Here is a 13613-nt window from a genome sequence, read left to right on the forward strand (position 1 = left end):
GTTGTAAAGCCGGCGGCACGCCGGCGCTCAGTGCGGGCGTTTTCTACGTATTTCGTGCATGGAATAGACGACGAGGAAGATCCCCAGCATCGCGATGCCGGATGCCATGAAGTCGTTTGCGGTTCCCGCGCTGTTCAGCGATTTCGGGAAGATGCCGAGACTCAGCCCCGCAGCAGCGAGGAGCAACCCTGCCGCCACACCCCAGACCGGTCCGGTGGTTTTTTCGATTGTGTTTTTCATACAGCACCCGTCTACAGTCGTTGCCTGAGCGGTGTCGGCGCATGGCGCACGTGACTACCGCCCGTTTTTTGACTATAGCGGGGAAAGAATCGGCGCGAATCTGGTGCTTTCACCGATCAAGTTTTTGCCAGCCGCGACCAAGCCCCGCCACGGCGCTTCATCCCTGCCCGATCGGGCCGGATATTCGGTCGCGACGCACCGCAAGGCACGCCATCGCGGCGCGACGCCCGATCGACCGGCAACAGGACTTACGGTCCGACGCAGAATTTACGGTTCGTTTCAAACCTGACGACACTGCGCACACCACGCGCGGCTATGCTTCGTTGCACCCACAATCATGTCGGAGGGGGAATAAAACAATGAACAACACATTCTGGAAAGCCGCACTGTGTGCGGCAATGGTGCCGTTTGCGCTCGCCGGTTGCGGCGGCGGCGACGACGGCGGCGGCAGCGTGCAGACCGGCACGCTGCATGTCGCTATGACCGATGCGCCTTCATGCGGATTCGATCACGTCTATGTGACCGTCTCGCAGGTTCGCGTCAATGCGAATGCAAATGCCGCCGATAACGATGCCGGCTGGTCGACGATCACGCTGGCGACACCGCAGAAGATCGACCTGCTGTCGCTGACCAACGGCGTGCTCGCCGATATCGGACAGACCGCGCTGCCGGCCGGCCAGTATCAGCAGGTCCGCCTCGTTCTGGCGCAGAACCAGGGCAACAGCCTCGCGAATTCGGTCGTCCCGACGGGCGGCACGGAGCAGGCGCTCGCGACGCCGAGCGCGACGCAAAGCGGCTACAAGATCATCCAGCCGTTCACGGTGCAACCGAACACGCTCGTCGATCTCGTGCTCGACTTCAACGCGTGCAAGTCGATCGTTCAACGCGGCAACGGCACGTATGCGCTGAAGCCGGTCGTCACCGCGACCCCGACCGTCGTGAGCGGCGCGATCTCCGGTTACGTCGCATCGGCGGAGGCCGGCGCGACCGTGTATGCCGAGCAAGGCGGCAAGGTGGTCCGCGGGACGGTGGCCGACAGCACCGGGAAATTCGTGCTGTCGCCGCTGATTCAGAGCTCGACGCAAGGCAACTACGACGTCGTGATCGTGCAGAACGACTTCGCGTCGGGCATCGTCCGCTCGGTTCCGGTCGTGGTGAACACGACCACGGCGGTGTCGGCGTCGAACGCGCCGATCGCGCTGCCGGCATCGACGATGAGCACGGTCAGCGGCACCGTGACGGCAAGCGCCGACGCGTTCGTGCGTGCGCTGCAGACCGTCGATGCCAATGCGTACGAGATCACGTCGATCAACGCGAACATGGACACGGGCGCCTATGCGCTCAACGTGCCCACGGCCGCACCGATCGTCGGTACGTACTCGGGTTCGCTGCCGGTCGCGCTCGCCGCGTCTCCGTCCGCCGCCGCACAATATACGATCGAAGCGGACGCGGCGTCGGGCGCAACGCAATCGGCCAGCGTCAACGCAACGACCAGCCAGTCGAACGTCAATTTCAGCTTCTGACGCGTCGACAGCATCATCGAAAGGGCCGCACGGCCCTTTCCTCAGTAACGGGAGAACGAAGTGAAGAAAGGAGTTATCGCACTACTCGCCGCGGCGAGCGTAGTCGGTGCGCTCAGCGGGTGTGTCGCATACGTTCCGGGCGCGCCCGTCGTCGTCGCGCCGCAGGGCGGCCCGGGGAACGGGTTCTGCCCGCCCGGACAGGCGAAGAAAGGCAATTGCTGATTGCACGAGGCCCGCGTCAAGCGGGCCTTTTTCATGTTGCCGCATGACGGTCATGGCGGCAGGCAGCCGACGCAAACGATCGATCGCTCCGGGCCGCGACGCAACGTCCCCCGCCGCCGCCGCTAATTCGAATCCGCCTGCGCGAACCCTTGAGTCAGACCGAAGGCGTCGAGGATCGTTGCCGATGTGCTGGCCATGCGCTTGGCCATTGCGTCCGGATGCTCGCGCGCAGGGCCCTGGCGAAGCCAATGAACCGCCGTCCAGACCAGGCCGCCGCCCAATACGGTCAGGCAATCCCCTTCCGCTTCCGTTCGGATTCCTTCATAGGGCGGGAGGATGCGCCCCGCGACGAAAGTCACGAGGTCATCGAAAAACGCCGATGTCGCCGCCTCGTTGAATACGGTCAGATAGAAAGACTGATGGGCCTGCAAATGCTGGAGGATCAGCGCCGTTTCCACTTCCATCGACTTGATGAACGCGACGTTCGACGGATTCAGCAGCTTGCCCTGCTCCTCGACGAACGTGAATGCGTTCTCGAGCCTCACCAACGCCGCCCGCTGAGCGGCAACCTGGAGGTCCGGGAAGTGCTGATAGAAAGTGGGGCGAGCGACACCTGCACGCTGCACGAGTTGAGCAATGCTGAGCGTGTTCAGCGGCGCCTCGTCGAGCAGTTCCGTCACGGCCCGGACGAGGGCATCGTAACTGCGCTGAAAGCGAGGATCGGCGGGATTAGGGCTTACGTCAGGTGGCATAAAAAGCTCTGGACATGTCCTTTTGTCTATTTTACATTCGTTCAATAGATTGAGATGCGACGCTTCGACATGTCCTTGTGAAAGGTGATTGAAATGAAATCTTCCGCCCTCGTCCCGCAACCGCCGCTGAAGCCCATCATCGGTCACCTGATGGAAGTCCTCGGGCCATCGCCGCTCGCCAAGATGATGGACCTCGCGCGAACGTACGGGCCAGTCTACTGGTTCGAGGTGTTCGGACAAGGTTACTACGTCGTCAGCGGGCAGGCACTCGTCGACGAGGTATGCGACGAAAGCCGGTTTCAGAAGTCCGTGCACCAGTCCCTGCTCGAATTGAGACCGGCGATCGGCGATGGGCTGTTCACGGCATTCGGCGATGAGCCGAACTGGGCAAAGGCGCATCGTGTCCTGATGCAGTCATTTGGGCCCCTCAGCATCTGGTCCATGTTCGACAAGATGGTCGACATCGCCGATCAGATGTTTCTCTATTGGCAACGATTCGGCCCCGAGACGGCTGTCGATGTGTCCGATCACATGACGCGCCTGACACTCGACACGATCGCGCTGTGTGCGTTCGACTGCCGTTTCAACAGCTTCTACCGCGAAGACCAGCATCCGTTCGTCGACGCGATGGTCAACACGCTCAGCGAGGCCGGCAAGCGTGAGCTGCGGCCGAAACTGGTGTCGAAACTGATGCTCGGCCGGAGTCGGAAGTTCGACGCGGATATCGAGGTCATGCGATCGCTCGCGACCCGGATGATCGAGGAAAGGCGAAAGCATCCGCACGACAACGAGGAAGCAATGGACCTGCTGGACCGGATGCTCAACGGTGTCGATCCCGTGACCGGAGAAAAGCTCGATGACGAGAATATCGTCTACCAGATGATCACGTTCCTGATCGCCGGGCATGAGACGACGAGCGGGCTCCTGTCCTTTGCCACCTATTTCCTCCTCAAGAACCCGGACGTACTGCAACGCGCACGGGACATGGTCGACGAGGTGGTCGGCAGCGACACCCCACGGATCGAGCATCTGGCGCGACTGCGCTACATCGAGCAGATCCTGATGGAAACGTTGCGGATCTGGCCGACGGCCCCGGGCTTCGCCGTCACGCCGCTCGCCGACACCACGTTCGGCGGGAAATATGCCGTTTCTCCGGACGACATCATCATGATCCTGACGCCGATGCTGCATCGGGATACCAGCGTCTGGGGCGACGACGTCGAGGCGTTTCGTCCGGAGCGATTTGCACCGGAGAATGCGGAGAAACTCCCGCCGAACGCGTGGAAACCCTTCGGCAATGGTGCGCGCGCGTGTATCGGCCGGCCGTTTGCCATGCAGGAAGCCCACCTGGTTCTGATCATGCTGCTTCAGCGATTCGATTTCTCCTTGGCCGATCCGGACTATGAGCTGACCGTCGCCGAAACCCTCACGCTCAAGCCCACCGGCCTGCGTATCAACGTGCGGCCGCGGGCGCGAAGTGCGCGCAAGGTGTCGAACGACACGCCTCGCGTCCGCGCGAGCGCCCAAAGCCCGGGCGTCGACCACGCGACGTCCGTCGCCGGCAACGACGCGACGAAGATGCTCGTCCTCTTTGGCGGGAACACCGGTTCGTCGGAGTCGTTTGCTCGCCGCATTGCCGGCGACGCAGGCCGCCACGGCTTTCATGCCACCTGCGCCCCGCTCGACGCGTTTGCAGGAAAAATCGACGGGTTCCCTGCGATCGTGGTCGTCACGGCTTCCTACGAAGGCCAGCCGCCGGACAACGCGAGATCGTTTCTTCCGCATATCGAGGCGACGCGCACCGGAACGCTGGACGGAGTCAAGTTCGCCGTTCTTGGATGCGGCAACAAGCAGTGGGCACGAACGTATCAGGCGATCCCCAAGCGCGTCGATGCAGCCTTCGAGAACGCGGGCGCCACGCGCGTTCACGTCCGAGGCGAGCTCGATTCGGGCGGAGACTTCTTTGGCGAGTTCGATCGATGGTATGCCGAGTTCTGGAGCCGCTTTGCGATCAGCTTCGGGAAGGACGCGCCGATTGCCCCAAGTGGCCATCCCGCACTCAACGTCAGTTTCCTCGATAACGTTCGCGAGAAATTGCTCAGCGTGGACGACATGACGTACGCAACCGTGATCGACAACCGGGAGCTGGTCGATGTGCGCGTGCCGGGAAGCCGCTCGAAGAAGCACATCGAACTGAAGCTGCCGGAGACGATGACCTATCGCGCCGGCGATTACCTGGCCGTTCTGCCTCGCAACGCGAAACGTAACGTCGATCGTGTGTTGCGCCGATTCCGCCTGAGCTGGGACACACAGGTGGTCATCGAAGGGGTATCGAGCAATCCACGCCTTCCGCTCGGCCAGGCGATCGGTTGCGGCGAGCTGTTTTCGAGCTACGTCGAACTTGCCGTTCCGGCTACCCGGTCGCAAGTATCGGCGCTGGCCGCCGCCACGCGCTGCCCGCCCGAGAAGGTCGAGCTCGAGCGCCTGAGCACCGGCGCCTTCGAATGCGAGATTCTGGAAAAACGCACCACCGTCATCGATCTGCTCGAACGCTTCGGGTCCGCCGATTTGCCGTTCGACAAGTTCCTCGACATGCTGCCCGCGCTGAAAGCACGCCAATATTCGATCTCGTCCTCGCCCCTCTGGAAAGCCGATCACGTGACGCTGACGGTCGCCGTGGTCGATGCGCCGGCATTCTCGGGCAATGGTCGTCACGAGGGGGTCGCGTCGTCGTATCTCGCGCGACTCGACACGGGTGACGGTGTGTCCGTCGCGGTCAGGCCGTCGAATGCGCGCTTTCGGCCACCCGCCGAACCGGGCCTCCCGATGATCATGATTTGCGCGGGTTCCGGTATCGCCCCGTTCCGCGGCTTTCTGCAAGAGCGGGCGCTACAGAAGCAGCGAGGAGAGAACGTGGGCCCGTCGTTGCTGTTCTTCGGGATCGATGACCCCGACGTCGACTTTCTCTACCGCGACGAGCTCGACGAGTGGGCGAACTGCGGCGTGGTCGACGTGATGCCGGCCTATTCGAACCGCCCGGAGGAAGGCGCTCGCTTCGTTCAAGACAAGGTATGGCTCGAGCGGGAGAGGATCGCCGCGCTGTTTGCGCAAGGTGCCACCGTCTATGTCTGCGGGGATGGCAAGAACATGGCTCCTGCCGTGCGGGCCACGCTGGGTCGGATCTACCAGGATGCAACTGGCGCGAACGACGAGGACGCGCGCGCATGGATCGACACGTTGGAGCGCGAGCATGGCCGATATGTTGCCGATGTGTTCGCATGATGCGAACGACGGCCATGCGGATTGCCGGTGTCCGGGGAACGCCGACGCGCAATTGAACCACTCCGCCCCGGCTTTCCCGCGTTCGAGCGACTAGCCTCCGGATTCCGGGCCGGCACCCGCTTGCCTTTGCCTCCGCCCATCCGGCTCCGGTCGATCACTGACCGAACCGGATGGGCAATCCTTCCTTTCCATTCGACACAGCGCCGCCATCGCGCATGTACGCCGGCCGCCGCGGCCGGCCCTTCGCCTCCCGTTCAGCGGATGGCCTGGCCTCGCTTGCCCACGCCCACGCCCGCCCCCCGTCTCTTGTCGTTCACCGGTCGAATCATTCGGAAAGCGAACGGGTTAACCATGATCGACCATGGACGGGCATGATGATAATTTTTCATCGTCATTTGACTTGATCACTCGACCATATTGGTGGCGAACATTCCGACCCACCGGATAACCCGGCGGCCCTGTTGACCATCGGGAAAGGGATCAGTCGCATCAAGCCGGAATATAAATGGTCAAACGACCAAGTCACACGTTCCCTTAAATTCCCGCAGGCCGGATTCAGAAAGTGACGTTGCTTTGATTGAGCCATCACCACCACGTCGAGGAAACAATGAGCGCAAATAGTCGGACCATTCAAGACTCTCTCCCCTTCGTCCCCAAGACGACCAGCGCAGAGGAAATCGTGTCGCTGATGAATCAATACGGCGGCGTCCGGATCAAGGGCTATCTGTCGGCGGAACAAGTCGCGAACATCAATCGCGAGGTCGACGGTCCGCTCGAAGGGCTTCGCGAAGGATCGTCGCACGACAATGAATTGATCAAGGCATTCCACGGCGCGCATACGAAGCGCCTGACGAACATGATCACGCACAGCAAGACCTTCGGCGGCGTGCTCGACGACGAACTCTTTCACGCACTCGGCGAGGTGCTATACCGTGAAGAGTCGGGCGACTGGTGGCTGTCGACCGCACAGGTAATCGACATCGGCCCCGGCAACACCGCGCAAATGCTGCATCGCGATGTCGGCAACTTCCCGCCGCTGTGCGCGCTCGGCGTCAGCGGGCCGACGGTGTTTACCAACCTGATGATTGCCCTCACGCGCTTCACCGAGGAAAACGGCGCCACCCGAATCATCCCCGGAAGCCAGAACTGGGACGAGGACTACTTCGACAGCAAGGGCACGCCCGACATGACCATCGCCGCCGAGATGGAGGCCGGCGACGCGTTGCTGTTCAGCGGAAAAGTGATCCACGGCGGCGGCGCCAACGTGACGAAGAGCGAGCGCCGACGCGGGCTCACGCTGCCGATGCAGCCGTCCTACCTGACCCCGGAGGAAGCGTATCCGTTCATCGTCGACATGGACATCGTGAGAAGCCTGTCCAAACGTGTCCAGCGAATCATCGGCTTCCGCTCTCAATATCCGGCTGGAACGCCGGGCCTGTGGCAAGTCGACTACGACGATATTGCGACGCACCTCGGCCTTTGAGCCGCGAACGGAAGCGTGCGCGGGCGCGGGACCGCTCCTGCAGATCGATTTCCCATGGTAATGATTCGTATTCCTCAGTTCATATCCTTCGGATTTCGAATCCGACATAAAGCTACCCGCTCAATTCCATGACTAGCGAACTCACCCTCTCCCGTCACGACGTGGAGTTCATCCTTTTCGACTGGCTAAAGGTCGAGTCTCTTGCTCACAGGCAACGATATGCCGGGCAAGACCGCTTCGACTACACCTCCGTGCTCGATGTCTACGAATCGCTCGCCACGGATCTCTTCAAGCCTCACAACAAGAAGAACGACAGCAACGAGCCCGCATTCGACGGAGAACGCGTCACCATCAACCCGGAAGTCGGTATCGCCTTGCGCGCATTCTCGGACGCCGGCCTGATCAGCGCATCGTTCTCCGGCGAATGGAACGGCATGAGCCTGCCGAGCACCGTGGAGCGGGCCGGCATGGCGTACTTGCTGGCAGCCAATCCGGGCACCGCGGGCTACGCGTTTCTCACCATCGCGAACGCCAATCTGCTCATGGCCCACGGCGAACGGGAGCGGGTGGAGCACTACGTCAAGGCCATGTCGGAAGGTCGGTGCTTCGGCACGATGTGCCTGTCGGAGCCGCAAGCCGGGTCGAGCCTTGCCGACATCCGCACGCGTGCGGTCCCGGGCAAGGATGGCCGCTACCGCCTGTTCGGCAACAAGATGTGGATTTCAGGCGGCGATCACGAGCTTGCCGAGAATATCGTCCATCTGGTGCTGGCAAAGATTCCCGACGAAAACGGCCAGCTTCCGCCAGGCATCCAGGGCATCTCGCTCTTCACGGTTCCGCGCAAGTTGCCCGGCGCCGACGGCCTGCCGGGCCCGCAAAACGATGTCGCGCTGGCCGGCATCAATCACAAGATGGGATATCGCGGCACCGTGAACTGCCTGCTCAATTTCGGCGAGGGCCGCTACCTCCCCGAAGGCGAGGCCGGCGCGATCGGCGAGATCGTCGGCGAGCCCGGCAAGGGGCTGGCGTACATGTTCCACATGATGAACGAGGCGCGTATCTCGGTCGGCCTCAGTGCCGCCTCGATCGGTTATACAGGCTACCTGCACGCGCTCGATTATGCGAAGACGCGCGTGCAGGGGCGCCCGCGCGGCGACCGGGCGCCCGCCTCCGCGCCAATCCCGATCATCGGTCATGCCGACGTCCGGCGCATGCTGCTGGCACAAAAGGCTTATGTTTCCGGCGCGCTGGCGTTGTGTCTTTACGCGGCTCGCCTGAGCGACGATGTCCAGTCGCTGGAAGACGCCGACGGTCGCGAAGAAGCACATCGCCTGCTTGACCTGCTCACCCCGGTTGTCAAGAGCTGGCCATCGCAATGGGGCCTCGCCGCCAACGATCTCGCCATTCAGGTTCACGGCGGCTATGGATACACGCGCGAATACAACGTCGAGCAGTTCTATCGCGACAACCGCCTCAATCCGATACACGAAGGCACGTTCGGCATTCAGGCGCTCGACCTGCTGGGCCGAAAAACAGGTGCAAGCGGCGGTGTCGCCATGGCAACGCTCGACAGGAAAATCGCCGCGACCGTATCGACGGCGCGGTCGACCCGTTCGCTCCAGCGTCACGCCGGCACGCTCGAAAGTGCATGGGAGCGCATCCGTATCGTCACCGATACGTTGCACCGGCTCGACGACCTCGACGTCCGGCTGGCGAACGCCGCTGCCTATCTCGAGGCATTCGGACATGTCGTGGTCGGCTGGCTTTGGCTCGATCAGGCAATTGTGGCCAGTACGCTCGAGAACGGCTCATCGGGAACCGACTTCCATCGCGGCAAGCTCGCCGCATGCGACTACTTCTTCGGTTGGGAAATGCCCAAGGTGGCTGCGTGGCTCGCGGTTGTCGATCCAGTCGAGACGACCCCGCTCACCATGCCGGAGCATTGGTTCTGACCCGTACGCAACGTCTCCCTTGCATTTCGTCGAAAGTTTCATAAGGATACCCCATGATTGACGCAGTCATCGTTTCCACCGCACGCACGCCGATCGGCAAGGCATATCGCGGTGCGTTCAACGCCACGCATTCGCCCACGCTGCTCGGGCATGCAATCAGGCATGCGGTACTGCGTGCCGGCATCGAGCCGGACCGCATCGAGGACGCCGTGATCGGTTCGGTCCTCAACGCCGGGACCGCCGGCGGCAATATCGCCCGACACGGTGTGCTGGCAGCCGGTTTGCCCGCCAGCGTCGCCGCGCAAACGCTCGACCGGCAATGTGCATCCGGCCTGATGGCGATCGCGACGGCGGCCAAGCAGATCATGTGCGACGGGATGCAGGTCGTCGTTGCGGGCGGCCAGGAAAACATCTCGGCGGTACAAACGCGCTACTTCGAGTGGACGGGCGCCGATCAGGATCCCAATGTACTGGCCGCGCAACCGGCGGCCTACATGCCGATGCTCGAGACCGCCGAGTTCGTTTCCCGCAAGTACGAGATTTCCCGGGATGTCCAGGATCAGTACGCACTCGACTCCCAGCTCCGCACTGCCGCCGCACAAGCCGCAGGCCGCTTCTCGAGCGAAATCGTCCCGATCACGACACAGAAGCTGGTCGTCGACAAAGCGACAGGCAAGACGTCCCGGCATGAGGTCACGCTCGCCCAGGACGAGGGCAATCGGCCCGGCACGACGCTCGAATCGCTTGCCTCGCTCGCACCGGTAGTTGACGGCGGCGTCGTGACGGCCGGTAACGCGAGCCAGCTTTCGGACGGCGCAAGCGCCTGCGTCCTGATGAACGGAACAACCGCCCAGCAGATCGGCGCCACGCCGCTCGGCATCTATCGGGGCATGACCGTCGTCGGCAATGCGCCGGAGGAGATGGGCATCGGTCCGATCTACGCGATCCCCAAGCTTCTGAAGCTTCATGGCCTGAAAACCGACGACATCGGCTTGTGGGAGCTCAACGAGGCGTTTGCATGCCAGGCGTTGTACTGCCGCGAGAAGCTCGGAATCGATCCCGGGCGATACAACGTCAACGGCGGCAGCATTTCCATCGGCCATCCGTACGGGATGACCGGCGCGCGCATGGTCGGTCATGCACTGATCGAAGGCAAAAGGCGCGGCGCACGCTACGTCGTCGTATCGATGTGCGTGGGGGGCGGAATGGGTGCCGCCGGGCTGTTCGAAGTGGTCTGACGCATGCTGCCTTCCCGCGCATACGGGCATGACATCGCGTTCCCGCCATGTTCGCGAAAAACCGGCTTTCCAATTCAAGTCATCAACCACGGAGACTGATCATGGCGAAGCGCCTGCTCATCCTGCTCTCACTTGTCGCCGGGATACTGTTCGTACTCAGCCCGGGACTCCTGGTCCTGTACCATATCGAGCACTACGACTCGACCGAGTAGGCCGCACGTGGGCGACCGACAATACCGGCCCGGGGTTGCGCGCAAGCACACGCCGGCTCCTGATCAACCTGCCCACCGTGATCGCCACTGCATCCCTGCTCGAAGGCCGAGCTGGGATGCCCGGCACGCGGCAAATGCCGACGAAATCGACATGCCGCGCTGAAGTATTCCAGGTGAACGTCGACACTCAAGGAATGCGCCACACGCTCGCGCCATCCTGACGCGATGAATGAAATCATGGCGCCGCATTGGCCTTCGCCAGGGCGAGCGGAACGAATGCGCCAGATGGACACACCGGCCGTCGCCCTCCGGCATCGATCCGCGTTCCGCCCGCGAGCCACCGCTGCCCGCCCCTCTCCCCCACCATCGCGCTGCACGCTAGTGGAAAACGCCCATGTTCGTTGAAATGGCGTTCCAAGATACTCTACTTGGTCATTTGATCAATTCATTTGACCAAATATCAACCTGGTATTTCCCGAAACGAATCTTTGACGAGGAGTCGAGCATGGAAAGGCTGGCGAAGAAGGACGAGTGGTTCGCAAGAGCCGAAAAGGTCATCCCTGGCGGGATGTATGGTCATCAGAACGTCAAGTATTTGACGGAGGACTTCCCGCTGTACTTTGCAAAAGCGAAGGGAACCTATCTCTGGGACGTCGACGGCAACCGGTACATCGATTACGTGTGTGGTTACGGCACGAATCTGTTCGGCTACGGCAACGAGCAGATCGAGCGAGCGGCGGCCCTTCAGTTGCAGAACATCGACACGGCGACGGGCCCGAGCGCGGTGATGGTCGAGCTTGCCGAGGCACTCACTCGGCAGGTCAGCCACGCCGATTGGGCGATGTTCTGCAAGAACGGATCGGATGCCACGTCGATGGCCATGGTGATCTCGCGCGCCTATCGCGACAAACGGAAGATTCTCGTTGCGCGCGGCACGTACCATGGCGCGTCCCCGTGGAACGTGCCGTATACGGCGGGCATTACCAAGGAAGACCGCGCTCACGTCGTCTACTTCGAGTACAACGATATCGAGAGTCTCGACGCTGCCGTCAAGAGCGTCGACGGTGACGTGGCTGCCATCTATGCAACGCCATTCCGGCACGAAGTGCTCTATGACCAGTTCTTTCCGTCGATCGAGTACGCGCAGGCATGCCGTCGCCTCGCGGATGAACAGGAAGCGCTTCTGGTCGTCGACGAGGTCCGGACGGGGCTGCGCCTCTCCCGCGATTGTTCATGGTCGGACTGGGGCGTGCAACCGGACCTCAGCTGCTGGGGCAAGGCCATTGGCGGCGGCCATGCGATCGCCGCGGTTCTGGGTTCGGACAAGGCGCGAGAGGCTGCGACGAACATTTTCGTCACGGGCTCCTACTGGCTGTCGGCCGTCCCGATGGCCGCCGCCATCGAAACGCTGCGCCTGGTCAGAGAGACGGACTATCTCGAACACACGAAGCGGTTGGCGGACAAATTGCGCGACGGCATCGCCGAACAAGCGGAACGGCATGGCTTCGAACTCAAGCAGACCGGTCCGAGCGTCATGCCCCAGATGCTTTTCGCAGGTGACGACGAGCTCGTGTCCCGCGGCCGGGCATGGGCGTCGGAGGTCGTCAAGAACGGCGCCTATCTCCATCCGTGGCACAACATGTTCTTCACGGCGAGCCACACCGACGAAGACATCGCGCGTACGCTCGAGGCAACCGAAGCGGCGTTCGGCATGCTCAAGCAGAAGTCGGTCGCATTGAATCGTCTGGATATCCTGGATACCGTGCAGCGTTGATCCCTGATGTTTCGCGGGCCTTCGACCCACGGTGGAAGGCCCGCTTCTGCCTGGGGTAGCCGTCCCTTCTTCCGGTACAAGGCTACAGGCACTTCGGCGGGATCGCCGCGACTACAGCGGGTTTCGTCGCAGGCTGCCAAGGGTATGGCGCCGATCGAGGTCCATTTGCCGCTCCTGCGCGTGCTCCAGCGCACAATACGCGTAGTACAGCGCAACGGACAGGTAAGACCACGAGAGCAACGCGAAGATATAGAAGATCATGTGATCGCTGTCGCCTGGTATGCGGTAGAAGTCGTAGAGGCTCGCAATGATCTGCGTGGACACCAGCGCGACGGTCACGCTCGCGGCGGTGCGTTTCTCCCCGGCGCCCAGCAACCTCTTGACGACGTACACGAGGTACACGGAGAACAAGGACCACATCGCCAGATAGAAATAGGGCTTCGGTTGAATCATGAAGTCTGCCGTCCACACAACGACGGTTCCCGCCAGCGCGCCCACCACATAAACGACGTCGACGATGATCGAGGGTTTATACCGGTGCGTTACAGCCATCATGCCCGCGATGGTGATGACCGGTATGCCGAACCCTCTGGAAAACGCATCGCAAAAGAGTGAAGCACTGAAGAACGCGGGTTTGCCGGTCAGCGCATTGAGCATCAGGTTCGTCGCGGAGAACGTCGTGATCAGCCACTCGAATCCGAGGAGACCGTTGCGTTTCCTGAGAAGTTTCACGCCATAGACGAGTGAAGTCGCGATCAACGCGAGGTCAGCAAGACAATAAAGAAGAAATTTGGGTTCCATGAAATATTCCAGGATCGTCAAGACTTGAATCTCCTTTGCGCTTGCCCCGCATCGGGAGCCGATGCATCGCCTCCCGATGCGAAAATGGCGCTACAGGGATTCGTTGGTTTCCGGCCGACCTGCCGGGCGGCCGA

The 13613-nt window shown here is 62.0% G+C and carries 9 protein-coding genes; 6 read left to right on the plus strand and 3 right to left on the minus strand.

The features are described from left to right. Positions 1-27 precede the first annotated feature (27 nt). Positions 28-240, minus strand: coding sequence for a hypothetical protein (locus ACTJKF_RS00230; RefSeq protein WP_440621535.1), 213 nt, complete (start codon positions 238-240; stop codon positions 28-30). A 359-nt stretch (positions 241-599) separates the two neighbouring features. Between ACTJKF_RS00230 and ACTJKF_RS00235 the strand changes: the two genes are divergently transcribed. Continuing rightward, entirely contained in the window at positions 600-1763 is a 1164-nt protein-coding gene (locus ACTJKF_RS00235) for a DUF4382 domain-containing protein (RefSeq protein WP_440621536.1), read from the plus strand. 344 nt (positions 1764-2107) lie between these two features. Here ACTJKF_RS00235 and ACTJKF_RS00240 read toward each other — a convergent pair whose 3' ends face one another. Then, positions 2108-2665, minus strand: coding sequence for a TetR/AcrR family transcriptional regulator (locus ACTJKF_RS00240; protein WP_440621537.1), 558 nt, complete (start codon positions 2663-2665; stop codon positions 2108-2110). A 165-nt stretch (positions 2666-2830) separates the two neighbouring features. Between ACTJKF_RS00240 and ACTJKF_RS00245 the strand changes: the two genes are divergently transcribed. From ACTJKF_RS00245 to ACTJKF_RS00265, 5 genes are all read left to right on the plus strand, one after another. Then, on the plus strand, positions 2831-6019 hold the full coding sequence (locus ACTJKF_RS00245) for a bifunctional cytochrome P450/NADPH--P450 reductase (RefSeq protein ID WP_440621538.1): 3189 nt from the start codon (positions 2831-2833) through the stop codon (positions 6017-6019). A 688-nt stretch (positions 6020-6707) separates the two neighbouring features. Beyond that, on the plus strand, positions 6708-7502 hold the full coding sequence (locus ACTJKF_RS00250) for a phytanoyl-CoA dioxygenase family protein (protein WP_440621539.1): 795 nt from the start codon (positions 6708-6710) through the stop codon (positions 7500-7502). A 128-nt stretch (positions 7503-7630) separates the two neighbouring features. After that, on the plus strand, positions 7631-9454 hold the full coding sequence (locus ACTJKF_RS00255) for an acyl-CoA dehydrogenase (RefSeq protein ID WP_440621540.1): 1824 nt from the start codon (positions 7631-7633) through the stop codon (positions 9452-9454). Positions 9455-9507: 53 nt separating this feature from the next. Beyond that, positions 9508-10692, plus strand: coding sequence for an acetyl-CoA C-acyltransferase (locus ACTJKF_RS00260; protein WP_440621541.1), 1185 nt, complete (start codon positions 9508-9510; stop codon positions 10690-10692). Positions 10693-11298: 606 nt separating this feature from the next. Then, the gene (locus ACTJKF_RS00265) at positions 11299-12678 is read left to right on the plus strand and encodes an aminotransferase class III-fold pyridoxal phosphate-dependent enzyme (protein ID WP_440621542.1); all 1380 of its coding nucleotides are present in this window, start codon (positions 11299-11301) and stop codon (positions 12676-12678) included. Positions 12679-12789: 111 nt separating this feature from the next. Here the strand turns inward: ACTJKF_RS00265 and ACTJKF_RS00270 are convergent, their stop codons facing one another. Further along, a complete protein-coding gene (locus ACTJKF_RS00270; protein ID WP_440621819.1) occupies positions 12790-13479 on the minus strand; it encodes a hypothetical protein in 690 nt (229 codons plus the stop codon). Positions 13480-13613: the final 134 nt, after the last annotated feature.

Source organism: Burkholderia sp. 22313 (assembly GCF_052045245.1).
Taxonomy (GTDB): domain Bacteria; phylum Pseudomonadota; class Gammaproteobacteria; order Burkholderiales; family Burkholderiaceae; genus Burkholderia.